Consider the following 23,715-nt stretch of genomic DNA (forward strand, 5'->3'; position numbering starts at 1 on the left):
CGCCGCCTCCTTAGCTGCTGCGCTCACTGAGATTAAGGGCCAACTGCCGCAGGTGCTCACCTCTGGGGCCAAAATCCTCTATACTGGCAACAGCCCGTTCTGTGTACTGGGCGACCATTGTTCGTGCCTTGTCGACGCCCCAGAAATCAACAATTGTTTTTTTGCCGGCCCGGGCATCAGCTCCCGGCTCTTTGCCCAGCTCATTGACATTGCCCACCACGTCAAGGATGTCATCAACAATTTGAAAACACAGTCCCAAGGCCTCGGCATATGTGGTCAGGGTCTGCAACTGCTTGTCGGAAGCATTTGCGGCAATTGCGCCCAAGCGAACAGCCGCCCGCAGCAGCGCGCCTGTCTTGCGGCTGTGCATAGCCAATAAATCAGTTTCAGTGGCGACTTGGCCGAGAATATCTATAACCTGACCCGCGACCATTCCCTGGGGACCCGCATCTTTCGCCAATTCCCTGACCATGGCGACAGTAGTTTCCGGTTTCCGCTGGGTCAGGCTGATGATTGCAAACGCCTCGGTCAGCAAAGCGTCGCCGGCCAAAATCGCCATTCCATCGCCAAAAACTTTATGGTTGGTTGGTTTGCCCCGGCGCAGATCATCATCATCCATGGCCGGCAGGTCATCGTGAATTAGGGAATAGGTGTGCACGAATTCCAAGGCCACAGCTGCGTCTAAGGCACATTCATGTTCCGCACCGCAGGCTTCAGCAGCAGCCAGAGTCAATACCGGCCGCAGACGTTTGCCACCGGCAAAAAGAGAGTATTGCATCGCTTCCCGCAAAAGCGACGGGCTGTCAAGCCACTGCAGATGCCGCTCCATTGCGGCCTCCACCAACAGGCAGCGTTCTTGGATATAAGAGTTCAGATTAAAGCTATTCGTCATTTCCGGCCAGCTTTTCCAGTTTTTGCTCGGCAGTTTTCAGTTCCTGGTCGCAGACCTTAATCAAATTGCTGCCTTCTTCAAACAATGTAAGCGCTGCTTCCAAATCAGCATCCCCCTGCTCCAGGGTATGGACAATTTCTTCCAGGCGGCGCAGGGCATCTTCAAACTTAAGTTTCTCCTTTGCTTCCATCAGCTTTGCTCCCTTCAACAGCTTGCACCAGCGCCCGGGCGCTTCCATCCTGGAGTTGGATTGTAATGTCTTGGCCTGGCCGCAACTGACACACACTGTTTATTATATCCGTTTCAGTTCTGATTAGCGAATACCCGCGTCTCAGTACGTTCCGAGGGTTAAGATCCTCCAGGCGGTTATTGAGAGCAGACAAACGGTTTCGCCTGGCATCGAGCAAATTTTGTAAAATTGTCTGCAGTTTGTATGCAGTGTAATCGAGATTTTGCCGGGGCTGCAAAAGCAGCTGCCAGGGTCTTGTAAGAATTGGTCTGCTCCGCAACCGGCTAAAATCACTATGGACGGCAGTGAGTCGTCCCTGTATTGCCTGACGCAGTCGCTGGTCAAAGCCGGCCATTTGCTGGAGTACGGCAGCCCGCTCGGGTACCACCAGTTTAGCGGCGGCAGTCGGTGTCGCGGCCCGAACGTCCGCGGCAAAATCACAAATTGTATAATCAGTTTCGTGCCCGATGGCGCTGACCACAGGAATCGGACAAGCCGCCACCGCCCGGGCAACAGCTTCCTCATTAAACACCGATAATTCCTCCAGCGAGCCGCCTCCCCGGGTAATTACGATCACATCCAGTTCTAGTCTGGATAGATTGTTTAAAGCTGTAATTACCGAACTTGCCCCGCCAAGCCCCTGCATCAAAGCCGGGGCCAGCAAGGTAGTTAACGGCCACCCCTGACCGCTAGCGGTAGTAAGGAAATCCTGAAGCGCGGCGCTTCCCGGAGCGGTTATCAGGCCAATCCGGGCAGGAAAAGCAGGAATGGACTGTTTGCGCTCCCGAGCAAACAGTCCTTCAGCTTCCAGCTTATTTTTTAATTGAGCGAAAGCAAGGGCCAACGCTCCCTGCCCCGCAGGTTCCATGGAAAAAACATTTAACTGGTAATTGCCGCCCCGCTTATACACTGTCACATCGCCCCGGAGATATACCTTGTCTCCATCAGAGGGCGTAAAGAGCAGGCGCTGATTCCAGTTTCTGAACATTACGCATTTAATTGCACAATCACGATCTTTGAGTGTGAAATACATATGTCCGGAACCATGGTGGACGAAATTGGAGATTTCGCCCACCACAACTGTATCATAAAGAGCGGGAGCCTGCTCGATTGCCCGCTTGACCGCATCAGTGAGCTCACTGACGGTAAGCGCCCGGGCAGAATCTAGCATTTGGAAGCGGCAAGGATTGTGTTGTGGAGCAGCATGGTAATCGTCATCGGCCCCACGCCGCCGGGAACCGGAGTGATGCTTCCCGCAACGTTCAAAGCGGTTTCGTATTCCACGTCGCCAACCAGCTTATCATCCACGCGATTGACGCCCACATCAATAACCACCGCGCCAGGTTTAATCATGTCGCCGGTAACGAACTCAGGGCGCCCGACAGCAACAATCAAGACATCGGCATTCTTGGTATGGGCGGCCAAGTCTGCGGTCCGGGAGTGACAGATTGTAACGGTGGCATGCTCCCGCAGCAAAAGCAGGGCAATCGGCTTGCCGACGATATTGCTCCGTCCGACGACAACAGCGTTTTTGCCTTTGAGGTTCACACCCTCCTGGGCCAGAAGTTCCATGATGCCGTAGGGGGTGCATGGAAGCAGACTGTCCTCACCAACCAGCATCCGGCCGGCGTTGATGGGATGGAAGCCGTCCACATCTTTGGCAGGATTGATGGTTTCCAGGACCTTCAACTCATCGATATGCTTGGGCAGCGGCAGCTGGACAAGAATGCCGTGAATCTTGTCATCGGCGTTGAGTTTTTCCACCAGATCCAGCACGGTTTGCTCGCTGACATCGGCGTCCAGGCGATGGACTTCGGAATAGAGACCTACCTGACTGCAGGCCTTGGCTTTCATCCTTACATAGGTGGCAGATGCAGGGTCATCGCCGACCAAAACTACAGCCAGTCCGGGAACAATGTTTTTTTCTGCCTTTAGCTTGGCAACCTTTTCGGTCATGTCCTTGCGTAGCAGCTTGGCAACCTGTTTGCCGTCAATGATCTTCGCACTCATTTAGTTCGCCTCCTCATTTTTACTGGTAAGGTATTTATCGATGGCCTGGGCTGCAACTTTACCCGCACCCATTGCCTTGATAACTGTGGCTGCGCCGGTCACAACATCGCCGCCGGCATAAACACCGGGGATGCTGGTGCGACCGGTTTCCGGATCAGCGATGATATTGCCCCATTTGCTGGTCTCAAGACCGGAAGTGGTTCGAGGAATCAGGGGGTTCGGGCCCTGCCCAATGGCAACGACCACCACATCCACCGGGAACACGAATTCAGAGCCGGCAATCGGTACCGGCCGCCGGCGGCCTGATTGATCTGGCTCGCCCAGCTCCATTTTTACGCACTTCAGGCCGTTTACCCAACCCTTTTCATCGCCCAAAACTTCAATTGGATTGGTAAGGAGATTGAAATTAATCCCTTCTTCGCGGGCATGTTCAATTTCTTCAATCCGGGCCGGCATTTCCTTCTCGGAACGGCGGTAGACAATGTGTACTTCCTCGGCGCCCAATCGCAGCGCCGTCCGGGCAGCGTCCATAGCCACATTGCCGGCGCCAACGACGGCCACCCTTTTGCCCACATGAATTGGTGTCTCCCATTTGGGGAACATGTAGGCCCGCATCAGATTGGTCCGGGTGAGAAACTCGTTGGCAGAATACACACCATTGAGGTTTTCGCCGGGAATGTTGAGGAAATAAGGCAATCCTGCTCCGGAACCTACAAACACCGCCTCATAGCCTTCTTCTGTCATCAGCTCTTCGATGGTAACTGTCCGGCCGACGACAACATTCAGCTGAATTTCTACGCCCAGTTTTTTAAGATAGTCAATCTCCCGCTGGACAATTGCCTTGGGCAGACGGAACTCCGGGATTCCATACATCAGAACGCCGCCCGGCTGATGGAAAGCTTCAAAGATTGTAACCCGGTACCCTTTACGCACCAGCTCACCGGCAACGGTCAAACCGGCAGGGCCGGAGCCGACAACAGCCACTTTCGGGCCGGTCAACGGCACGGGCTCAACTTCTTTGTTGCTGTTGGCCGCTTCCCAATCGGCGGCAAAGCGCTCTAGGCGGCCAATGGCCACCGGCTCATTTTTAATGCCGACGATACAAACCTGTTCGCACTGCTCTTCCTGGGGACAGACCCGACCGCAGACTGCCGGCAGGCTGTTTTTGTCCTTGAGAATATCAGCCGCGCTTTGGTAATCTTTTTCAGCTATTTTAAGAATGAATGCAGGAATATTTATCCCCACCGGACAACCCTCGATACAGCGGGGGTTTTTGCATTGCAGGCAGCGGAGCGCTTCCGCGATTGCGGTATCTTCGTCATAACCGTAGGGGACTTCATCGAAGTTCTTTACTCGCTCCTCCGCAGGCTGGGCGGGCATTGGATGTTTTTTGGGGACAATCTTTGCCATCAGCACTCACCTCCCACTTTTTTCTCCATCTCTTTGTACATCTCCAGGCGTCTTACTTGCTCGTCAAAATCCAGTTCATGGGCGTCAAAAGCGGGACCGTCGACACATGTAAACTTGACCTCTCCGCCCACTGTGACCCGACAGCCACCACACATGCCGGTGCCGTCTACCATCATCGAGTTCAGGCTGACAATGGTTTTAATTTCGTATTTACGAGTTAACTCGGCGACAGCGCGCATCATCGGAATTGGTCCAACAGCGATTACAAAGTCCGGTTTCTTGCCCTCATCAATCAGTTTCTGCAGAACATCGGTAACAAAGCCTTTGTGACCTTTGCTGCCATCATCGGTGGTGACGAATGCCTGATTGCTGACAGCGGCCATTTCCGCTTCAAAGAACAATAGCTCAGCGGTACGAGCGCCGATAATTGTCGTCACATTATACCCTTGCTCATGAAGTGCTTTTGCTTCCGGATACACAGGTGCAACGCCTACCCCGCCGCCAATACAGACGACATTTTTTCCTTCTGGATGCTCAGTTGGTTCCCCCAATGGTCCCAGCAAGTCGGGGATGCTATCGCCCACCGCCAAAGCTCCCAGGAGTTGAGTTGAATGCCCAACCTCCTGGAAAACCAAAGTTATTGTGCCTTGCTCCCGATCAAAGTCGGCGATAGTCAACGGGATCCGTTCACCTTGTTCGTGGACCCGGAGAATCACAAACTGGCCGGGCTGGGCACGCCGGGCAATCATTGGCGCTTCAACCCTGAACAGCTTGAGAGTAGGAGCCAGTTCCTGCTTTTCAATAATTTTAAACACTGGTCAAGTCCCTCCCTTATAAAAGCTCAAATATTAAATTTCGCTCATAAAGCACAGATTCCTCCCCAATTAGGGAAATACAGCAAAAAACCCGCCTTGCGGGTCAATTTTTCCACGCCAGAACAGCGGCGCCGATGGCATGGTCCCGGGCCGTTTCCAGGCTGGCATATCGCAGCCTCAGGCCACGCAGGCGGTGATCCAGGCGTTGACGAATCCGCTGATTGGAGATTACGCCCCCAACCAGCAAGACATCCGACAGCCGTGTGTGGTCGCAGGCATGCAGCAAGGCCTTTTCCAGACCCTTGGCAACGCAGTCTTCCACGCCCCGGGCAATTTCTGTCGGCTCAGACTGGCCCACCAGGCGCAGCGCCGCGCTTAAGGGGCCGGAAAAACTCATATCGCAGCCCTCAACCGGACTGGCCAGACGCACCTCACCCTTGGCTTTACGGGCCAACTGCTCTAATTGCGGGCCGGCAGGAAAGTCCAGACCCAGGGCAACTCCCACCCGGTCGACAAATTGACCGGCATTCAAATCTCTGGTTGCCCCCAAAACAGTTACGCTGGGTGTAGATGACCAGCGCACATGTAAGATTTCACTGGTGCCGCCAGAAACATGGGCGGCAATAAATTCCTCGCCCTGCTCCGGCCACCAGGACAATGACCAGAGAGCAGCCGCCAGATGATTCGCCTGGTGACTGCATTCATGCACCGGCACAGACAGTCCCCTTGCCAAAACCCGGGCGAAATTGGCGCCGACAGTAAAAACCGGCATATAAGACCCCGACTGATCCCGGGGCCGGACGCTGACGCCAACGGCTGATAGTTGCTGGAAGTCAATCGCCAACTGCTCGACCAAATCAGGAAGGTTTTGGAGATGTTGGAATACAGCTTCCGACTGACGCAGGCCGTGGCTGCCTGCGGGCACTTGGAGCAAACGGCGCTGTTGGGCAATTAGGTTGGCCGGCTCATCTAACACTGCCACCGAAGTTGTATAATTGCTGGTGTCTATGCCCAGGACACTCATTTTAAGGTTCCAACTCCTGGGCCAGCGTTTCTTTGTTTTTACGCACCGTTTCCAACAATCCATTGATATAGCCGGCGGATTTATCGTTTCCATAGGCCTTGGCCAGCTCCACCGCTTCATTTATCGCAACAGCTTCCGGCACGGTGTCGCGCAATAGCTCAAAAATACCGATGCGCAATATCGCCTTGTCCACCCGGGGAAGACGCTCACTGGACCAGCCTCTGCTGTATCTAGCAATAAGCTCATCTAAAGCAGGCTTGACGGCATTTACACCATCAACCAAGGTCGACAAATATTCCGCATCAACTTGCTTGGGAAAATACTCTATTTCCTGATTACAATCTGGTTCAGTGCCAAAGTCAGTCTGATAGACAATGCGAAAGGCTAATTCCCGTGTTGCTCTTCTGGCCACGGCCGTTCCTCCTTGCAAAAAAAAGCGCCGCCTCTTAGCGCAGCGGTAACAGGCGTCGCAAAATAGTCTCTAAACCTTCGTCACCATCCAGAGCCTTGCCGACCAGATACCCGGCCACAGCACAGAGAATGATAAACGCGGTTTTCCAAAATCCAAACATAGCCCACAAAAGACCAATAACAAGACCGACAATAGTGCCGATAATCCGACCGCCGGCCGACCTGAGACTAGACAATAAATCTTTCATAGCATTACCTCCTATCGGAGTTCAACCCGACTGCGGGCGCTGGCTACGTTCTCCACCAATACCTTAACTTCTTCAATCGATATCCCGGCAATCCGATAAACATGGTCGCGGATTACCTTTTGCAGTTGGGCGCTCAGCTCGGGAATGCTGTCTTCTGTTGCCACCACAGTGCGTATGTACACTCCCAACGCCTCATTACGATTATAGAAACTGGCCTTGATTTCCCGCACGCCCCGAACCTGGGACGCGGCTTGGTTGATTAGGGTTTCAATTGCCGTAAGCGCAATCCGCACTTCCCCTTCTTCTGCCTGAATTATTACCGAATTGGGGGTGGGATCACGGTCAACAACGCGAAACTGGACAAAAAACAACCACAAAGAAATTCCGGCTATAAACGCGAATAATAACGAGAACTGCCAGTTTGCGAAAACCGTTTCCAGAACATTGACCGCGAACTCCAATAACGCAGCGCTAAAGTGCATCACCGTCAGAAACCCCGCCAAAACTGCAATTGCTAATACCCACAGTGCTGTCAATAATGCCTTAACCAAAAATAACTCCCCCCTTGTTCAGCGTTTACTTAGAGCCGGGCTGATGATGAAGCCGTCTCGCCCTCGGCCAGGGCCTGAAGCTTAACGCCCTGAACGTGAACATTCACCTGGACAACATCGAGACCGGTCATCCCCTCAATCGCTTGTTTTACATTCTTTTGCACTTGCTCGGCTACTTCCGGAATGTTGATGCCATAATCAACAATTAGACATAAATCAACTGCTGTCTCCACTTCGCCGACAGCAACTTTCACACCCTTGCTCAGATTGCGCTTGCCAAGCATTTCTGCAATACCGCCAACAAAACCGCCACTCATACCGGCCACACCCTCTATTTCGATAGTGGCGAGACCAGCGATAATTGACACAACTTCGTCGGCAATTTTAATTGAGCCGTAAGTATGCTCACTTAATACCTTTTGTTCGTCAGTCATTGTCTACACACCTCCACACTAGTATAAAAAAACCAAAGGCGTTTATTCTTTAAGTTTAGTTCATTATAACAAAATTAGCAATCAATTACCACCTGCTATTTTCCTGATTGGGCAGTCACATTGATTTTATCTGGAGCGATATCGGTGCTGTTCATCACAATATGGATAATCAGACTGACCTCGGGAGTACTGAGCTCGCCGGCGCTGACAATTAAAAATGCCGCGTCATTCTGCAAAATTAAAACAGCGTTATCATAACCTTGGGCTTTGACGGCATTTTCCACCAGCATTTCCGTCTCCATTAGCCCGTGGAGGTCTAGGAGTTTCTGTTCTGCCTCCCGCTTGGCCTCATCACTGATATTTGGATTATCAATCATTTGGTTCAAGACATCAAGTTCCCGGCTCCGCACCCGTTCCCGTTCCAGCCGGTATTCGATAAAAAATTCTTCGCCGCTGCTAAACTGCCATTCGGCGGGGTCGTTCTCCTCAAACAAAGTTTCTTCCGCCTCCTCATCTTCTTCCTTTACGTCATCCAGCCCGGGTGTAACCGGGTCCGGGGTTTGGGCGGTAAAATCCAAATGCTCCCAAAGGCCGCCGGCCGTCACAACCAAATATCCGGCGGCGACAACCAACACAACCAATGAAAACATCACCACCGACCGGGGTATTTTCAACATTTTCAACCCTCCTACCTTCCTTTTTGTATAGTAACCCGATATGCAGGTGTGTCCAAGGCCCCCTGCACTGCCTCCAACAATCGCTGCCGTACCCGGGGATTGTCGGCATTACTGGATACAATCAGCACTCCCCGGACTTTAGGGCGAATAACCTGGGTGACAACCGGTTGCTCCTGCCCGCCATTGCGGACAATTACCAGCTGGCCCCGCTCATCGTACTCAACCTGCTCCCTTACTCCGCCCTGGGCATCCTCTTCAAAAACCGTTCGTTCCCGCTCCTCGTGATTCCAGGCATAAACCATTTCCTGTTCATCGTCCAAAGTCAGAAATACCGAGATACGCCCGGCGCCATCAATGGTTTTCAAGATTCGTTCCAACTCCGCTTGCAGCTGGGTCTGGTAATCGGGCTGACTCTGCACATAACCACCGGGTGGATCGTCAACGCCCGCCGGCATTTGGCAACTTCCCGGCAGCACCAGCAGCATCACGCCCAAAGCCCCCAATATTCCCAGGAGCAGTTTGTTAGCGCCGGCACGCTTTTTCACCTGCTGAAAATAGCCCTTTAAATTCACGTTCATTGCTCCCCCCGCTTAATTGAGAGTCTGAGGACAGGTTCGGTCGACCTGTTTAATTCGTTTGGTCGGATTCCGTAAACTGCCGCTCAAGTTCTGAATGCATGTATAGGCTCACTGACTCTACCGGCAGGTCCACCCGCTCCGCCAAGGCAAAAATCAAATCGTCATTCGCCAGTTCCAGATAATCGCGGGAGTCCTCGCCCCCTATACGCACCGATTCGATGGCGAATGCTCCCCCTGTTTTCGGAGCGATTAACACCGCCAGTGAATTAACTGCAACCATGTTGCCATGCTCATCTAGTTCCAAGTCCAGACGCACTCTTGTTTCGGTGCCGGGATAACGCCGGTTCACTGTCGGAGTAAGCTGCTGGGCCAATTGCTGCTCTACCATTTCCTGTGCATCCAAACTTCCCAGTTGATCCTCACCGTTTTCTGGGTAAGTGCTTATTGTCAATCCCAGTTCCGAGTCCGCCAGAAATTGCTCTGGATTCCATCCCTGGCCCAATAAGTCCATCACCGGTTGTAAAAGCATTGCCAGAATCAACAAACCTACCACCAATCGACAGTATGTTTTAAAAGTGTTGCTTGGCAGCAGCAGTTCAAAAAAACCCGCCAAAATTGCCAACAGAATCAGTTTCCGCACTAATTCGTAGAGCGTTTGCAAGCAGCGCTCACCTCACCATCACCATCAGATTCGCTGATGCCACCAGAATTGTAACCACAAAGAAAAACATCAGTGCGGCCGCGGTCAGGGTGCCAATCAGCACAAAGAGGAAGCCGGCCATTGTATCCAACGTGCCACTGATTCCATCTTCGCCCAAAGGCTGAATCAATGCCGCCGTCAGCCGATAGATCACTGTGATTACAAACAATTTTAGAATCGGGAACACACAGATGACTGTCAGCATCACCAAACCAAAAACACCCACCGAGTTTTTGAGCACCAGGGATGCTCCCGCCACCGTCTCAAAGGCATCGGCAAACATTCCACCCACCACCGGCACCGCCGCCTTGGCGGCGAATTTACCAGTCCGCAAGGCAACACCATCAGCGATTGTGGCCACCGTCCCGTTGATGACAGTCACACCCACAAACAGCGTCAACAGTAGGCCCAATATCCAAACTGCGCCATCTTTAAGAAAGCCGGCAAGACGCTGTAGCCCAAGGCCGGACATCATTTTGTCCACCAACGCCAGGACCATAGCCAAAAACAAGAGCGGCATAATCACATTACTGATAATAAAACCAATCACCGCCGCAGCGGTAAACAACAGGGGTTGAAACACAGCCGCCGCCGCAAGGCTGCCCATGCCAGCCAGCAGGGCCAACAAAACCGGTACCAATGCCATGGTGAAGTCGGACATCGCACCCACCACTTCACGGACCATGCCACTGGCCACCGTAAAACTATGCACACTCACGGAAAACAGAACCAAAAACACTACCGCACGGCCAACCCGGGCCACTCCATCATTGCCAAAGGCCGCTTGCAATCGGTTTAGCACTGCCGCCAGCACCGCCAAAAGCAACAGTTGACCCAACAAAACACCGTTGACCCAGATTTCATGGAAGAGGAATGTCAGCAGCCCGGAAATCAGACCCAGGATATCAAACCGCGCTCCAGGCGTACGCCAGTCCAATTCCGGCAGATACCGCTCATACTGGGCATAGGCCGTCTGCCACTGGCGTTCCATCTCCATAAGCATCTCGTCTTCATCCGCGTCAGCGAAGGCCGGAACCGGCGCAAGAATAATTATCACTAGCACCAGGGCCAATGTCAGCGCCCGTCTCAAGGCAGTAACCTCGAAACCGTGTCAAATATTGTCGTGATAATCGGAAGCGCCAATAAAATTATCAAGACCTTGCCGGCCAGTTCTACCTTGGTGGCAATCGCCCCCTCGCCAGCATCCCGACACACCTGGGAACCAAACTCCGCCATATACGAGATGCCGATTATCCGCAATAACGTCCCCAAAAACACCATATTCAAATCGGCCTGCAGCGCCAGGCGTTCCAGATAACTAATTACCTCCAACAGCTTCCATGCCACCAGGGCAAAGATCAGTAGGCCGGCAGCCATAGACACCTGAAAGGCCAGTTCCGGTTTTTCCTGGCGGATCACAATAACCAAAATTGTGGCGACCACTGCCAGGGCAACAACCTGCATAATTGTCATGGCCACTCACCTCAGTAAATCTGGAATATTGTCCGGACGGTGTTGAACAAATCTCCTATCAGGTGAATAATGAACATCATTACCATTACCACGCCCGCCAGAGTGAGCAACTGGGCCTGCTCGTTTTTACCTGCCTGACTGAGCACAGAGGTAAACACCATCAGCAAGATACCAATCCCCGCCAGCTTAAAAAGTAAATCCACATTTACAACATCCACCCGTCAGCCCCCCTAGAGCAAAATTATTATCAGAGCAATCCCGCTGAGCACGCCCAGATAGCGCCACATTTTTTCTGTTTTCTCCCGCTGTTTCTCCGCCTGGATTTCCTCCTGCTGCAGATGCCGTAGGTGCATTTCCAATTGCCGCTCCTGTTCTCCGGTGCAGCCACTGCCAAGCACCCGCATCAAGCTGTCGACAACCTGCAAATCCTGTTGGCTCAAAGCGGAGTCATGAAGGGCCGCAGTCCCCGTCTGCTGCCAGACCCAATATAATCCCCGCCCCTCCGCCTGGGCCAGACCTCTAGCCAGAGCCATAAAGAGCCCGGCCACCGGTGCATCCAAGCGCCGGGCAGACAACTGAAACGCATGGGGCAGTGGTGTTTGCCGGTAGCGGATTTCGCTGAGGAGAATAGTCAACCCGTATTGAAGCATGCGCAATTGCCTGGGCCGATTGCGGATACCCTCCGCCAGGGCAAACCCCAAGCCTGTGGAGGCTGCTAGTATCATAAACGCGGCTAATACTCTCAGCATCTTCAATCACTCCTGTACAAAAATTGCCTGTCAGGCAATGCTATAACAGCGGCGAGTCGGGGCTTCCCATTATGCCTGGCCAAAACCAGAATCCGCTCAAAAAAACCTTGGGCAAGTAGTTTCCCTAAGACAGGCTTGTTTTCTGCATCCTTTAAATCGTTGGCGTGGGCGGTGCACAGCACCGCCACCCCGGCGCAAAGAGCTGATTCAATTGCCGCCATATCGCCGGAACGGCCCAGCTCATCTGCCGCTACCACCTGAGGGCCCATTGAGCGGACAAGCATCAACAATCCCTGTTCCTTGGGGCAGGCGTCAAGCACGTCGGTACGCGGGCCCACATCCAGCTGGGGTACCCCCCGGTAACAGCCGGCCAATTCGGAGCGTTCGTCAACCAGGCCGACATTCAGTCCGGCGCGTCCCTGCCCCCCGGCGCTCAACTGCCGAACCAAGTCCCGGAGCAAAGTGGTCTTGCCACAGCGGGGCGGAGCCAGTATCAAAGTGCTGCATACCTGACCCCGGGATGTAAACAACCAGGGGAGTGCAGTATCGGCGACGCCCGGCAGTTGCCGGGCCACACGGAAGTTAAGACTAGCGATCTCGGCCATTGCCGTGACCAGATTGTTTTCCGCCACCACCCGGCCGGCAACGCCAATCCGGTGACCGCCGGCCACTGTCAGGTAGCCCTGGGCCAGCTGGCCGGCATAGGCATAAAAAGAATACTGACTGAGCAGGTTTACAGTCTCCTGGATATCCGTAAGGGTTAACACCCCCTCTGGCAGCGGCAGCGGGCAGCTTCTGTCCCCCATATCCAGCAGGGGATGGCTGCCAGAGCGCAGACGAATTTCTTCCACTTGCTGTCGGTCTCTATGGGGCAACCCACGGATAGCATTACGCACCCTGGGAACTAACAACGGTAGAAGGTGTTCCTCCCACTGCAGCTTAGAAAGCAAAAAAAACACCTCCCTTGCAATAATAGATATTGAAGGGAAGGTGTTTTTATGCCTTGGCTATGAAGATTTTACCAGCTAATCGACTGTTACCGGCGGCTCCGCTTCTTCATCCTGGCCCTCTTCATCGGAAAAAATCACTTTGTTGCAATTGGGACAAAGGATTTCCACCTCGTCATCAGCGACTTCTTCCAGGTCATCTTCATTAACATAAACGATTTCGTCACAGTGGGGGCACTGGATTTCAAACTCGCTGAGTTCGTCTTCAGCAAATTCCGCGTCTGCTTCATCCTCATCAAACAAAAACTCCTCGACATCAGCCAGATCCGAGTCCAGTGCTTCCAACACATCTTCGGTATCATCCAGTCGGGCATCGAGATCCTCAATCTGATCGGCCATCTCCGCCAACAACTCCAGCATCTGGGTCAGCACCTTACCATTGGGTTCGGTGCTGTCCAAATTTAACCCCTCTGCCAATCCGCGTATGTACGAAACCCGTTCTTTCAGTGTGCTCATTGCGATTCCTCCTTATTTTAAATTCAGTAAGTATATTCACCGCAGCGGTCGCAATTATTCCTAAGCCCGCTCCAGGTACTCGCCACTGCGGGTATCGATGCGCAACACATCCCTGACATTGATGAAGAAAGGAACGTTTACCACCAGACCGGTCTCCAATGTCGCCGGCTTGGAGCCCCCCGAGGCAGTGTCGCCGCGGATACCCGGTTCGGTATCGGTTACGGTTAACTCCACCGTCACCGGCAAGTCAACGCCAATAATCCGATTCTGGTAGACCTGCAAATGCAATTCCATATTTTCTTTAAGATACTTCACTGCAGACCCCAGTTGATCCAACCCGAGGTCAAACTGGTCATAGGTCTCAGTATCCATGAAATACCAACGGTCGTCGGAAGTATAGAGAAATTGGGTCGGACGCCGCTCCACATGGGCCTTGGCGATTTTGTCCTTGGGATTAAATGTCCGCTCGGTAACGGCCCCGGTTTCCAGGTTCTTCATTTTGGTGCGCACAAAGGCAGCGCCCTTGCCAGGCTTGACATGCTGAAAATCAATGATTGTATAGGCCTGGCCATCAATTTCAATTGTCAAACCGGTTCGAAAATCATTGGGAGAAATCATCTCAAAAACCTCCTAAGCCAATTCAATTAAATTTTTCGGGGCGGAAGTCAATATCCGGCAGCCCGTTTCGGTAACGACAACAATATCTTCAATCCGCACACCGCCCCAGCCCGGCAAATATATTCCTGGCTCAACGGTGACGGCATTGTTTACCTGCAATGTATGGGTGGATGCGGGACTGAGGGTTGGCAGTTCATGGACTGCGAGGCCGACTCCGTGGCCAAGGCCATGGCCGAAATTATCGCCGTATCCCCGTTCGCTAATCAGATTCCGGGCCAGGGCATCGGCGTCGGCGCCGGTGAGCCCGGGGCGAATCCCGTCGATTGCCGCCAGTTGGGCATCGAGCACCGTATGATATATCTCCCGCTGCCGCTCATCCGCCTTGCCAAGCACAACAGTGCGCGTGATGTCAGAGCAGTACCCCTGATAAACACAGCCGAAATCCATTTTAACAAACTCGCCTGCCCGCAACACCTTTTCGCTGGCAACGCCGTGGGGAAGCGCCGACCGGGGGCCGGAGGCAACTATAATCTCAAACGAGGCGCCAGCTGCACCCTGGGCCTGCATATAATGTTCTAATTCCAGCGCCACTGCCCGTTCGGTCAGACCCGGTTTGAGCACATCCAATATGTAGTTGAAGGCCTCATCGGCAATCCGCACTGCTTCCGCAAGCAGTTCAATTTCCGATCCATCCTTTTCACTGCGCAGCTCCAGAACGACATTGTCCTGGGCCACCAGTTGGATGTCGGAAAGGGCTGTTTCCATCTTTTGAAACTGTCCGACTGTCAGATGGTCCTTTTCAAATCCCAGCTTTCTGATGCCCAGTTTGGTCAAAACCTGCTGCAGGTCTGTAGACAACATCTCGCGACCGGCCTGAACGATTTCAAAGCCGGGCACCTGCTCAGTTGCCTGCTCCACATAGCGAAAATCGGTCATAAATACCGGCTTGCCGCTGCGGGGCACCACAGCTATACCCGCCGAGCCGGTAAAGCCGGTAAGCCAGCGCCGGTTCTCAGCCTGCATAACCATCATACCGTCCACATCAGCCATTAAATTTTGCAGCTTCTTATAACGCTCCATTTATTATTCGCTCCCCTCAATAATTTCAGTCAGCGTTTCTAGGGCCAGACGGTAACCGCGCCAGCCCAGCCCGGCTATCAAACCGTGACAACGGGCGGCCACCGGCAGCGTATGACGCTCCGGCTCCCGGGCGAAAACATTGGTCAAATGTACTTCCACCACCGGCACCGTCAAGGCGCTAACGGCATCGGCAATCGCAAGACTGTAATGCCCAAAGGCGCCGGGATTGAGGACAACCCCCCGGGCGTCATCTTCGGCTGCTTGCAGAAAATCGATAATCCGCCCCTCACAATTGGCTTGGCGAAACACCAATTCCAGCTTGCGCCCGGCAGCCCAGTCCATCAGTTTGTCATTCACCGCCTCCAGAGAAAGATCACCGTAAACAGCCACTTCCCTCCGGCCAAGCCAGTTTAAATTTGGACCGTTGATCACCCAAAAACGCATCGCAAAAACCCTTCCTGTTTTCAGCTTCCATCTTCTCTAAGTATACGCCATCTCTCCTTGCCTGTAAATTCCAATATTCCCACCGGGAAAAAATATTGTTATTAAGACCAGATGTTTGCTATACTAATAAATATCTGAGCACAATCTTGTGCACATCGCGTTTTTAAACTCCGAAGGTGTTTAAAATACGCTTCCTTAAACCGTGGTCTGCTTCTTTTTATAGGCGACTCAATTGCAGATTAGGTGTCACAAAACACTGGAGGGAATTACATGGGCAATTTCAAGCGACACATCAACCCCTGGCTGGGTGAAATGCTGGAACATCTACATATGAATCTGGACTATGAAAAGGGTGAAGGTAGTTTTTTGTATGCCAAGGGCAAAGCGTATTTGGATTGCGTGTCCGCCTACGGCGCCCTTCCCTTCGGCCATAACCCGCCGGAAATTTGGGCCGCCCTGGAAAAAGTGCGCTCCACCGCCAGGCCAAACTTTATGCAACCCTCGGCGCTAACGCCGGCAGCCGAGCTGGCAGAGCGCCTGCTTTCCCTCGCGCCTCCCGGCCTGGATTATGTGACTTTCACCAACAGCGGCGCCGAGGCCGTTGAAGCGGCTATAAAACTCGCCCGCTCGGCCACAGGTAGAAATAAAATCCTCACCACCAGCAATAGTTTTCATGGCAAAACCCTGGGCGCCCTCTCGGCCACCGGTAAAGAATCTTATCAAGCGGCCTTTGGCGCTCCGGTCCCCGGCTTCGATTACATCCCTTTCGGCGATTCCCATGCGCTTGCCGCATACCTGGAGGCCGACAGTGGGAAGCCGGCAGCGTTTATTGTGGAGCCGGTGCAGGGTGAAGGCGGCGTTGTACTACCGCCTGCGGGCTACCTAAAAGCTGTGCGTGAGCTCTGCAGCAAACATCAGGTTGTGTTAATTGTTGATGAGATTCAAACCGGACTGGGCCGCACCGGCCGCTTGTTTGCTTGCGAAACGGAGGCTATTACTCCCGATGTGCTGCTTTTGGCCAAAGCCCTAGGCGGCGGGCTGATGCCCATCGGCGCAGTCTTGAGCAAGAAAGACTTCTATTCCAGTGAATATGGACTTAAACATTCTTCTACATTCGCCGGCGGCACTTTGGCCTGTGAGGCGGGCATTGCAGTCTTGGAGCTGTTGACTGCCGATGGCCAGGCAATGGTAAAAAAAGCAGCCGAAACAGGCGCCTGGCTCCACCAGCGTCTAGAGGTACTCACTGCCCCCTATGATTTTGTTACTGTCCGGGGACGGGGACTGATGCTGGGCCTGGAGTTCAACATCGACAGAAACACCCATCCCCATTGCCTGCTTGGCAATTTGGCGGAACAGCAGCTTTTGACGCCGCTGGTCTCCAGCCATCTCCTGAATCAACATCAGGTGCGGGTGGCGCCAACACTAAACGGCGCCAATGTTATCCGCATCCAGCCCCCGTTGACAATAACAGAAACAGAAGCAGAGCAGCTTTTGACAGCTCTTGAACAGACATTGCACCTTTTGGACCAGGGCGATACCGGCGCGCTGCTCAGCCCGCTGTTGGCCGATGGCAGCCCCACCCGGCTACCCCGCAAGCGTATCCCCCGTCAGCCCCAGATTCCGCGGGGCCGCAAATTTGCTTTTCTGCTCCATCCCCTGGCTGCCAACAGTTTTTCAGAGTTCGACGCCAGCCTCGGGCAGTTAAAACCCGAACAATTGGATGTCCTGATTCAGGACTGGCAGTCGGAACTATCGCCCTTTGTAATCGGCGAAGCGCCAATTCAATCGGCCGCCGGCGTCAGCGCCACTTGTCAGTTTATCAACATCCCAGCAACGGCTAAACAGTTGATGGAAATGAATCCGGAAGCCAGTCTCGCCCTGGTGCGCCAAGGCGTAGAACTGGCCCGGGAGCAGGGCGCGGAGCTGGTGGGCCTGGGCGCCTTCACCTCGGTTGTCACCTGGGGCGGCATGCGGGTCCGGGATGTGGGTGTGCCTTTGACCACCGGCAACAGCTATACGGTGGCCACCGCCGGCGAGGCCGTGCTCCAGGCCCTGGAGCGGCTGGGCATTTTGCCCCAGCGAACAACGGCGGCGGTGGTTGGCGCGTCTGGCTCCATCGGTAGCGCCCTTTCCCACCTGCTGGCCGAATCGGTGGGTCACTTGGTGCTACTGGGCAACCCGTCCAATCCCCAACGCAGCCGTCAACGCCTGCAGGCAGTGGCAGACTCCATTTGCCGTCACTTGCTGACAGAAGCGCCAGACAGTGCCATTGGCCAGATGCTCCGCAGACTACAGCCGCCGGCTACAACAGCCGATGACGACACGTTTACCAAGTTCTTTGTGGATGCTGCCAAGAATATTCCCATCACCATCAGCGTCGATGCCGACGCCTCCCTGCCCCGGGCCGACGTCGTGGCCACCGCAACCAATTCGGTCAGCGAGTTGGTGACCCCGGGCAATGTGAAATTCGGCGCCGTTGTCTGCGATCTTTCACGGCCAGCCAATGTCAGTCGGGAAATCAAACGCCTGCGTCCCGATGTGCTTGTCATCGATGGCGGCGTGGTCGAACTCTGGCAGCGCCCGGATCTTGGGTGGAATTTCGGGTTTGAGCAGGGCCTGGGTTATGCTTGCATGGCAGAAACCATGCTGCTGGCTCTTGAAGGCCATCTCCAGCACACCAGCATCGGCAGCAACATTCCCATGGAGACCGTGCTGATGATGCGCAAGCTGGCCCAAAAACACGGTTTTCGGGTCGCAGATTTACGCAGCTTCGACAAGCCGCTTTCTGAAGCCGATTGGCAGCGGGTTGTCCGTGCCCGCAACGGTCATTCCAAAAAGGTAAATTGATTACCCTAGCCCTGCCCTGCAGGGCTATTTTGTATCCGGATTCAGACCGTCGTCCTCCAGGTCATAATAAAGGTGGCCACGGGAATCAATCTGGGCCAAAACTACTTCATCCAAATCCGCCACTCCCTGATCCTGGAGCTTGCTGCGCAGCCAGGCTTCGGTGACCCCCAATTCCTTCAGGCGGTGACGGATTATCTTTCCCTCGCTGATCACCACCACCGGCAGGTTTTCCCGCTTCACATCCAGCCCCAGGTGCTCCGGCCGCAGGGGCTGATATTCGGCCTTCTGCAGAACGCTCAAATGGCCGTCGGTCTCAAGCAGCGCATATTCAACCTGGTCGAGACTGAACACACCTTTGTTGCGCAACTGGGCCATCAGGTCGTCGCTGTTATAACGAATCCGGGCCATGTTCCGCTCCAGAAGTTTTCCCTTGTACACAACCAACGTCGCTTCTCCCTCAGTCCATTTGCGAAAATACATGATCTTTAGGGCAAGCCAGCTATTTAAGATCGCCACCGCCGTCCACACCCCGATCGCCGTCAGAGGGTAGACCAGCGGCAAATCGGGATCGGTGGAGGCAGCTGCAGCGATTGATCCAATTGTGATGCCGACAATGAAGTCAAAAAAGTTCAGCTGGGAGATCACCTTTTTTCCCAACAGGCGTGTCATCAGCACAAGCAAATAAAAGGCCAGCACCGAGCGTATCAGAACATCAAAAATCAGGGCCATCACCTCTCAATTCTAGTTTACCCGAGGTGGCAAATATAAAAACCGGAGTCAGTTGACTCCGGTTTTTGCTTACCGCCCCTGAAAATGTAAATAACCGCCGGCGAGGCCATGGGCGGCTTCCGCCACCGCTTCCGCCAAAGTGGGGTGAGCGTGGATGATGCCGGCCAATTCTTCGCATGTGATTCCCTTGGCGACCGCCACTGTCGCTTCGGCAATCAAATCAGAAGCGTGGGGACCGATAATGTGGACGCCGAGGATTTTGCCGTCGGCGGCGGCCACCATCTTGACAATTCCCTCTTTATCGCCCTGGGCCAGGGCTTTACCGTTGGCGGCAAAGGGGAACTTTGCTACCTTGTATTCCAGGCCCTGCTCCTTGACCTCCGCTTCGCTCAAGCCAACACTGGCAACCTCCGGCAGGGTGAAAACACAGGATGGCACCGCTGTATAGTCCATTTCTGCCCTATGACCCATTGCATTCTCAGCAGCGACAATTCCCTCCATCGAAGCGACATGGGCAAGCATGGCGCCGCCCACGCAGTCGCCAATTGCCCAAACTCCGGGCACACTGGTGGCCATGGTCTTGTCCACGACAATCCCGCTCCGTTCGTATCCGATTCCGAGACCATCGAGGTCGATGCCGCCATAGTTGGGCATGCGGCCGGCGGCCAGCAGAACCTGCTCCACCGTTACCTGCTGATTGCCCCGCTTGCCTTCTAGCTCCACCTTGAGGCCGCCACTGCCGGACTCAATGCTAGATACCTTGGTGCCGGTGTGGATTTTGACCCCGGCCTTGCGCAGGCAAACCGAGAGCCGCCGCCCCAACTCGCTGTCCAAAGTGGACAGAAGACCGGGCAGCATCTCCACCAGCGTAACATCGACGCCAAAGGAGCTCATTATCGAGGCAAATTCCACTCCAACCACGCCGCCGCCCAGCACCAACAACGACTGGGGCAGCTGCTCGCTGTGGAGGATTGCGTCGGTGTCCACGACCCCGGGGCTGTCAATGCCGGGAATCGGCGGCTTGCCCTGGGCAGAACCGGTGGCGATGATTACTGCCTTGGCTTCCTCCTCCCTGGCGCCGAGGCGCACTTTACCAGGCGCCAAAAGTTCGGCCTTTTCGTTGACAACTTCAATCTCATTGCCCTCCATCAGGCCGTGAATCCCCTGAACCAAAGTCTTGACCACTCCATCGCGATGGCTGGCAACGGCACTGAAATCCAGCTTCAGTCCTTCAAAGCTGAGGCCAAATTGTTCTCCTTCCCGGGCTTCGGAATATAGCTTGGCCGAATGGTACATAGCCTTGGTGGGAATACAACCCCGGTTGAGACAAGTTCCGCCCAGCTCACCGGCCTCGGCCAGAAGCACGCGGCCGCCTAACTGGGCTGCCCGGATTGCGGCCACATAGCCGCCGGGACCACCGCCAATGACTATTAAATCATACATAGAATCAACCTTTCCTTTCTTCCTCAATACTGGTAAGAGATATAGTTATATAGCCCGACCCCTCAGGGGCCGGGCGTAACTATGTCTATTCCTGCTTCTGCCACCGCACCACCGGACTGCGGGCAGCGCCCACTTCGTCCAGCCGCGTAACCGGGGTGGAGTGGGGGGCGCCGGTCACTTGTTCCGGCTGCTCCCGGGCTTCCCTGGCAATCTGGCGCATCACTTCGATGAAGTAATCCAGGGTTTCCTTGCCCTCGGTTTCGGTGGGTTCGATCATCATCGCTTCCTCGATGATCAAGGGGAAGTAAATTGTCGGTGGATGAACGCCGAAGTCCAGCAGCCGCTTGGCAATATCCAAGGTCTTGACTCCCTGGTGCTTTTGGAGTTTGCCGGAAAGCACAAACTCGTGCATGCAGTAGCGTTTATAATCCAGATGATAATCGGAGATCAACTGGCTCTGGAGATAGTTGGCGTTGAGGACAGCGTCCTCGCTCACAGCCCGCAGGCCCTCGCCGCCCATGGTGCGGATATAGGTGTAGGCACGCACGTTCACCGCGAAGTTGCCATAGAAGCCGTGGACTTTGCCGATGGACTGGGGTATGTCGTAATCAAACCGGAATTGATCCCCGTCCTTCTTGATCCGGGGCTTGGGCAGGAAAGGAACTAGTTTTTCCTTCACACCCACCGGTCCAGACCCTGGTCCGCCGCCGCCATGGGGGGTGGAGAATGTCTTGTGCAGATTGAGGTGTACGACATCAAAACCGGTGTCCCCAGGGCGGACAATGCCCATGATTGCGTTGGCGTTGGCGCCGTCATAATAGAGCAGGCCGCCAGCTTCGTGGACAACAGCGGCAATTTCTGAGATCTGCTGATCAAAGAGACCCAAAGTATTTGGGTTGGTGAGCATCAATGCCGCAACTTGGTCATCGATCTTAGAGCGGAGATCGTCGAGACAGACACAACCGTCGCAGTCGGACTCCACTTCAACAACCTGCATGCCGGCCAGAGCGGCGCTGGCGGGGTTGGTGCCGTGGGCAGAGTCAGGAACCAGGACCTTGGTCCGCTTGTCATCACCCCGGCTCTGATGGTAGGCCGCAATCAGCTTCAAACCAACAAATTCACCATGGGCGCCGGCCACAGGCTGCAAGGTAACGGCATCCATGCCCGTTATCTCCGCCAGATACTGCTCCAGGTTATACATCATTTCCAGGGCGCCCTGGCTGCAGCTTTCCGGCGCCAGGGGATGGAGCCGGGCAAATCCAGGCAGACGACTCATATCTTCGTTGAGCTTGGGATTGTATTTCATGGTGCAGGAACCCAGGGGATAAAACCCGGAGTCCACACTGTGATTCAAAGATGAAAGCTTGACATAGTGCCTAATCACATCGCCTTCGCTCACCTCGGGCAGAGCCGGCGGTTCGCTGCGCAGCTGATCGGCAGGCAGCAAGTCGGTCAGGGGGTGCTGATCCACGTCCAGTTCCGGTAAGGAATATCCGGTGCGACCGGGGACAGAGCGTTCAAAAATCAGGGGAACCGGATGTTTCATTACGCAAGCACCTCCTGTAAAGCGTTTTTGTAGGCGAGAATTTCTTCACGGGTGCGCTTCTCGGTAACCGCCACCAGCAGGCAATCGGCCATATCCGGATAGAAGCGGCCTAGGTCAACACCAGCATAAATTCCCTTTTCCAGCAGCGAGTCAATTACGCCTGCCGCTGGTTTGGGAAGTTTGAGCACAAACTCTTTGAACATCGGCCCCGCAAAGGCAGACTCCACTCCCGGCACTGCTGTCAACTGCTCTTTTGCCCAATTGGCCTTGAGCAGCGATTGCTTTGCCACCTCCTGGAGACCGGCCGGTCCCATCAGGCTGAGGTAAACGGATGCAGCCAGTGCACAGAGCGCCTGGTTGGAACAGATGTTGGAAGTTGCCTTTTCCCGGCGAATATGCTGCTCTCTTGTTTGGAGGGTGAGCACAAAGCCGCGCCGGCCTTCGGTATCGGTGGTCTGGCCCACTACCCGGCCGGGGATCCGGCGGGTGAGTTTGCTGCTGACGCCCATGAAGCCCAGGAGCGGTCCGCCAAAATTCTGGCCCAGGCCCAAACCTTGGCCTTCACCGATGACGATATCGGCGCCTAGCTTGGCGGGAGCTTCCAGCACGCCAAGACTGATGGGATCGGCTGTGACCACAAACAATGCTTTGTGGTTGGCAAGCTCTTTGCCCAGAGCCGGCAAGTCTTCCAGATTGCCAAAGAAGTTGGGGGATTGAACCATGAGTGCCGCAGTATCTTTGTCCAGCTCTTTAGCTAGGGTTTGCTGGCAAAGCCGGCCATCTTTGGCGGGGATGATTACCACTTCCGCATCGAGACCGTCCATAGAGGTCGTCAATACCTGACGATACCAGGGATGCATGGTCTCGGCCACCAGCAGCTTGCGCTTGCGGGTGGTGTTCAGGGCGATAATTGCCGCCTCCGACTGGGCGGTGGCCCCGTCATAGAGGGAAGCATTGGATACATCAGCGCCGGTCAGTTCGCAAATCATGGACTGGTATTCAAAAATTGCCTGTAACGTACCTTGGCTGACTTCGGGCTGATAGGGTGTATACGCTGTATAGAACTCAGAGCGTGTGAGAATATGGTTGATTGCCGAAGGAGTAAAGTGGTCATAAACACCGCCGCCGAGGAAATTTACAGCGCTGATGTTGTTCTTTGCTGCCAGCGACTCCATATGGGTGACCAAAGCCGGTTCCGCCATTGGATGGGGCAGGTTATGGTCGCGCTTAAAGCGCAGCTTGCCGGGGATATCGGCAAACAAATCCTCGATTTTTTCCACCCCGATGGCCGCCAGCATCTCCCGACGTTGTTCCGGAGTATTGGGAAGATAGCGTTTTGCCATG

Annotated in this window: 28 protein-coding genes; 1 reads left to right on the forward strand and 27 read right to left on the reverse strand. The window is 54.4% G+C overall.

Going from position 1 to position 23,715, the window contains the following annotated elements:
• Positions 1 to 10: 10 nt before the first annotated feature.
• The 23 genes from FH749_05250 to FH749_05360 form a co-directional block, all read right to left on the reverse strand.
• On the reverse strand, positions 11 to 892 hold the full coding sequence (locus tag FH749_05250; GenBank protein ID MTI94882.1) for a polyprenyl synthetase family protein: 882 nt from the start codon (positions 890 to 892) through the stop codon (positions 11 to 13).
• Complete coding sequence (gene xseB, locus FH749_05255; protein ID MTI94883.1) at positions 882 to 1,082, reverse strand: exodeoxyribonuclease VII small subunit; 201 nt, start codon at positions 1,080 to 1,082, stop codon at positions 882 to 884. The genes FH749_05250 and xseB overlap by 11 nt, the downstream gene beginning before the upstream one ends.
• Entirely contained in the window at positions 1,060 to 2,292 is a 1,233-nt protein-coding gene (xseA, locus tag FH749_05260; GenBank protein ID MTI94884.1) for an exodeoxyribonuclease VII large subunit, read from the reverse strand. The genes xseB and xseA overlap by 23 nt, the downstream gene beginning before the upstream one ends.
• Positions 2,286 to 3,131 carry a bifunctional methylenetetrahydrofolate dehydrogenase/methenyltetrahydrofolate cyclohydrolase FolD gene (gene folD, locus FH749_05265; GenBank protein MTI94885.1) on the reverse strand — a complete coding sequence of 282 codons (846 nt, stop codon included), beginning with the start codon at positions 3,129 to 3,131 and terminating at the stop codon, positions 2,286 to 2,288. Before folD ends, xseA begins: the two co-directional genes overlap by 7 nt.
• Positions 3,132 to 4,544: an NADPH-dependent glutamate synthase gene (gltA, locus tag FH749_05270; GenBank protein MTI94886.1), complete on the reverse strand. Its 1,413-nt coding sequence runs from the start codon at positions 4,542 to 4,544 to the stop codon at positions 3,132 to 3,134.
• Positions 4,541 to 5,356, reverse strand: coding sequence for a sulfide/dihydroorotate dehydrogenase-like FAD/NAD-binding protein (locus tag FH749_05275; protein MTI94887.1), 816 nt, complete (start codon positions 5,354 to 5,356; stop codon positions 4,541 to 4,543). Before FH749_05275 ends, gltA begins: the two co-directional genes overlap by 4 nt.
• A 103-nt stretch (positions 5,357 to 5,459) precedes the next feature.
• Entirely contained in the window at positions 5,460 to 6,380 is a 921-nt protein-coding gene (locus FH749_05280) for an O-sialoglycoprotein endopeptidase (protein MTI94888.1), read from the reverse strand.
• Position 6,381: 1 nt separating this feature from the next.
• The gene (gene nusB, locus FH749_05285; protein MTI94889.1) at positions 6,382 to 6,810 is read right to left on the reverse strand and encodes a transcription antitermination factor NusB; all 429 of its coding nucleotides are present in this window, start codon (positions 6,808 to 6,810) and stop codon (positions 6,382 to 6,384) included.
• A 16-nt stretch (positions 6,811 to 6,826) separates the two neighbouring features.
• The gene (locus FH749_05290; GenBank protein MTI94890.1) at positions 6,827 to 7,039 is read right to left on the reverse strand and encodes a DUF2273 domain-containing protein; all 213 of its coding nucleotides are present in this window, start codon (positions 7,037 to 7,039) and stop codon (positions 6,827 to 6,829) included.
• An 11-nt stretch (positions 7,040 to 7,050) separates the two neighbouring features.
• A complete protein-coding gene (gene amaP, locus FH749_05295; protein MTI94891.1) occupies positions 7,051 to 7,590 on the reverse strand; it encodes an alkaline shock response membrane anchor protein AmaP in 540 nt (179 codons plus the stop codon).
• Positions 7,591 to 7,619: 29 nt separating this feature from the next.
• Positions 7,620 to 8,024 (reverse strand): Asp23/Gls24 family envelope stress response protein, encoded by a 405-nt coding sequence (locus FH749_05300; protein MTI94892.1) that lies wholly within the window; start codon positions 8,022 to 8,024, stop codon positions 7,620 to 7,622.
• 95 nt (positions 8,025 to 8,119) lie between these two features.
• Positions 8,120 to 8,701 (reverse strand): SpoIIIAH-like family protein, encoded by a 582-nt coding sequence (locus tag FH749_05305; protein MTI94893.1) that lies wholly within the window; start codon positions 8,699 to 8,701, stop codon positions 8,120 to 8,122.
• An 11-nt stretch (positions 8,702 to 8,712) separates the two neighbouring features.
• Positions 8,713 to 9,279 carry a hypothetical protein gene (locus tag FH749_05310; GenBank protein ID MTI94894.1) on the reverse strand — a complete coding sequence of 189 codons (567 nt, stop codon included), beginning with the start codon at positions 9,277 to 9,279 and terminating at the stop codon, positions 8,713 to 8,715.
• A 49-nt stretch (positions 9,280 to 9,328) separates the two neighbouring features.
• The gene (gene spoIIIAF, locus FH749_05315) at positions 9,329 to 9,940 is read right to left on the reverse strand and encodes a stage III sporulation protein AF (GenBank protein ID MTI94895.1); all 612 of its coding nucleotides are present in this window, start codon (positions 9,938 to 9,940) and stop codon (positions 9,329 to 9,331) included.
• 7 nt (positions 9,941 to 9,947) lie between these two features.
• Positions 9,948 to 11,069 (reverse strand): stage III sporulation protein AE, encoded by a 1,122-nt coding sequence (gene spoIIIAE / locus FH749_05320; protein ID MTI94896.1) that lies wholly within the window; start codon positions 11,067 to 11,069, stop codon positions 9,948 to 9,950.
• On the reverse strand, positions 11,066 to 11,452 hold the full coding sequence (gene spoIIIAD / locus FH749_05325; GenBank protein MTI94897.1) for a stage III sporulation protein AD: 387 nt from the start codon (positions 11,450 to 11,452) through the stop codon (positions 11,066 to 11,068). Before spoIIIAD ends, spoIIIAE begins: the two co-directional genes overlap by 4 nt.
• An 11-nt stretch (positions 11,453 to 11,463) precedes the next feature.
• The gene (gene spoIIIAC / locus FH749_05330; protein MTI94898.1) at positions 11,464 to 11,670 is read right to left on the reverse strand and encodes a stage III sporulation protein AC; all 207 of its coding nucleotides are present in this window, start codon (positions 11,668 to 11,670) and stop codon (positions 11,464 to 11,466) included.
• Between the two features lie 12 nt (positions 11,671 to 11,682).
• Positions 11,683 to 12,201, reverse strand: a complete 519-nt coding sequence (locus tag FH749_05335) for a hypothetical protein (GenBank protein MTI94899.1) — start codon at positions 12,199 to 12,201, stop codon at positions 11,683 to 11,685.
• A gap of 2 nt (positions 12,202 to 12,203) precedes the next feature.
• Complete coding sequence (spoIIIAA, locus tag FH749_05340; GenBank protein ID MTI94900.1) at positions 12,204 to 13,151, reverse strand: stage III sporulation protein AA; 948 nt, start codon at positions 13,149 to 13,151, stop codon at positions 12,204 to 12,206.
• Positions 13,152 to 13,226: 75 nt separating this feature from the next.
• The gene (locus FH749_05345) at positions 13,227 to 13,664 is read right to left on the reverse strand and encodes a hypothetical protein (protein MTI94901.1); all 438 of its coding nucleotides are present in this window, start codon (positions 13,662 to 13,664) and stop codon (positions 13,227 to 13,229) included.
• A gap of 60 nt (positions 13,665 to 13,724) precedes the next feature.
• Positions 13,725 to 14,282 (reverse strand): elongation factor P, encoded by a 558-nt coding sequence (gene efp, locus FH749_05350; protein MTI94902.1) that lies wholly within the window; start codon positions 14,280 to 14,282, stop codon positions 13,725 to 13,727.
• 12 nt (positions 14,283 to 14,294) lie between these two features.
• Positions 14,295 to 15,362 carry an aminopeptidase P family protein gene (locus FH749_05355; GenBank protein MTI94903.1) on the reverse strand — a complete coding sequence of 356 codons (1,068 nt, stop codon included), beginning with the start codon at positions 15,360 to 15,362 and terminating at the stop codon, positions 14,295 to 14,297.
• Between the two features lie 3 nt (positions 15,363 to 15,365).
• Positions 15,366 to 15,806, reverse strand: coding sequence for a 3-dehydroquinate dehydratase (locus tag FH749_05360; GenBank protein MTI94904.1), 441 nt, complete (start codon positions 15,804 to 15,806; stop codon positions 15,366 to 15,368).
• Positions 15,807 to 16,076: 270 nt separating this feature from the next.
• Here FH749_05360 and FH749_05365 point away from each other — a divergent pair, with 270 nt between their 5' ends.
• Positions 16,077 to 18,653: an aminotransferase class III-fold pyridoxal phosphate-dependent enzyme gene (locus FH749_05365; GenBank protein ID MTI94905.1), complete on the forward strand. Its 2,577-nt coding sequence runs from the start codon at positions 16,077 to 16,079 to the stop codon at positions 18,651 to 18,653.
• A gap of 24 nt (positions 18,654 to 18,677) precedes the next feature.
• Here the strand turns inward: FH749_05365 and FH749_05370 are convergent, their stop codons facing one another.
• From FH749_05370 to FH749_05385, 4 genes are all read right to left on the reverse strand, one after another.
• Positions 18,678 to 19,382 carry a DUF421 domain-containing protein gene (locus FH749_05370; GenBank protein ID MTI94906.1) on the reverse strand — a complete coding sequence of 235 codons (705 nt, stop codon included), beginning with the start codon at positions 19,380 to 19,382 and terminating at the stop codon, positions 18,678 to 18,680.
• Positions 19,383 to 19,451: 69 nt separating this feature from the next.
• Positions 19,452 to 20,825 carry a dihydrolipoyl dehydrogenase gene (lpdA, locus tag FH749_05375; protein ID MTI94907.1) on the reverse strand — a complete coding sequence of 458 codons (1,374 nt, stop codon included), beginning with the start codon at positions 20,823 to 20,825 and terminating at the stop codon, positions 19,452 to 19,454.
• 85 nt (positions 20,826 to 20,910) lie between these two features.
• On the reverse strand, positions 20,911 to 22,371 hold the full coding sequence (locus tag FH749_05380; protein ID MTI94908.1) for a glycine dehydrogenase subunit 2: 1,461 nt from the start codon (positions 22,369 to 22,371) through the stop codon (positions 20,911 to 20,913).
• On the reverse strand, positions 22,371 to 23,714 hold the full coding sequence (locus FH749_05385; protein MTI94909.1) for an aminomethyl-transferring glycine dehydrogenase subunit GcvPA: 1,344 nt from the start codon (positions 23,712 to 23,714) through the stop codon (positions 22,371 to 22,373). Before FH749_05385 ends, FH749_05380 begins: the two co-directional genes overlap by 1 nt.
• Position 23,715: the final 1 nt, after the last annotated feature.

The sequence above is a fragment of the Bacillota bacterium genome (assembly GCA_009711825.1).
Classification (GTDB): Bacteria; Bacillota; Proteinivoracia; order UBA4975; family VEMY01; genus VEMY01.

What these genes read in the sequence shown, in the direction of transcription:
- FH749_05250 (MTI94882.1), bottom strand. Translation starts at nt 892, where the DNA reads ATGACGAATAGCTTTAATCTGAACTCTTATATCCAAGAACGCTGCCTG.
- xseB (MTI94883.1), bottom strand. Translation starts at nt 1,082, where the DNA reads ATGGAAGCAAAGGAGAAACTTAAGTTTGAAGATGCCCTGCGCCGCCTG.
- xseA (MTI94884.1), bottom strand. Translation starts at nt 2,292, where the DNA reads ATGCTAGATTCTGCCCGGGCGCTTACCGTCAGTGAGCTCACTGATGCG.
- folD (MTI94885.1), bottom strand. Translation starts at nt 3,131, where the DNA reads ATGAGTGCGAAGATCATTGACGGCAAACAGGTTGCCAAGCTGCTACGC.
- FH749_05280 (MTI94888.1), bottom strand. Translation starts at nt 6,380, where the DNA reads ATGAGTGTCCTGGGCATAGACACCAGCAATTATACAACTTCGGTGGCA.
- FH749_05290 (MTI94890.1), bottom strand. Translation starts at nt 7,039, where the DNA reads ATGAAAGATTTATTGTCTAGTCTCAGGTCGGCCGGCGGTCGGATTATC.
- FH749_05300 (MTI94892.1), bottom strand. Translation starts at nt 8,024, where the DNA reads ATGACTGACGAACAAAAGGTATTAAGTGAGCATACTTACGGCTCAATT.
- FH749_05305 (MTI94893.1), bottom strand. Translation starts at nt 8,701, where the DNA reads ATGTTGAAAATACCCCGGTCGGTGGTGATGTTTTCATTGGTTGTGTTG.
- FH749_05310 (MTI94894.1), bottom strand. Translation starts at nt 9,279, where the DNA reads ATGAACGTGAATTTAAAGGGCTATTTTCAGCAGGTGAAAAAGCGTGCC.
- spoIIIAD (MTI94897.1), bottom strand. Translation starts at nt 11,452, where the DNA reads ATGACAATTATGCAGGTTGTTGCCCTGGCAGTGGTCGCCACAATTTTG.
- FH749_05335 (MTI94899.1), bottom strand. Translation starts at nt 12,201, where the DNA reads ATGCTGAGAGTATTAGCCGCGTTTATGATACTAGCAGCCTCCACAGGC.
- FH749_05345 (MTI94901.1), bottom strand. Translation starts at nt 13,664, where the DNA reads ATGAGCACACTGAAAGAACGGGTTTCGTACATACGCGGATTGGCAGAG.
- efp (MTI94902.1), bottom strand. Translation starts at nt 14,282, where the DNA reads ATGATTTCTCCCAATGATTTTCGAACCGGTTTGACAATTGAAATTGAT.
- FH749_05355 (MTI94903.1), bottom strand. Translation starts at nt 15,362, where the DNA reads ATGGAGCGTTATAAGAAGCTGCAAAATTTAATGGCTGATGTGGACGGT.
- FH749_05360 (MTI94904.1), bottom strand. Translation starts at nt 15,806, where the DNA reads ATGCGTTTTTGGGTGATCAACGGTCCAAATTTAAACTGGCTTGGCCGG.
- FH749_05365 (MTI94905.1), top strand. Translation starts at nt 16,077, where the DNA reads ATGGGCAATTTCAAGCGACACATCAACCCCTGGCTGGGTGAAATGCTG.
- FH749_05370 (MTI94906.1), bottom strand. Translation starts at nt 19,382, where the DNA reads ATGGCCCTGATTTTTGATGTTCTGATACGCTCGGTGCTGGCCTTTTAT.
- lpdA (MTI94907.1), bottom strand. Translation starts at nt 20,825, where the DNA reads ATGTATGATTTAATAGTCATTGGCGGTGGTCCCGGCGGCTATGTGGCC.
- FH749_05380 (MTI94908.1), bottom strand. Translation starts at nt 22,371, where the DNA reads ATGAAACATCCGGTTCCCCTGATTTTTGAACGCTCTGTCCCCGGTCGC.
- FH749_05385 (MTI94909.1), bottom strand. Translation starts at nt 23,714, where the DNA reads ATGGCAAAACGCTATCTTCCCAATACTCCGGAACAACGTCGGGAGATG.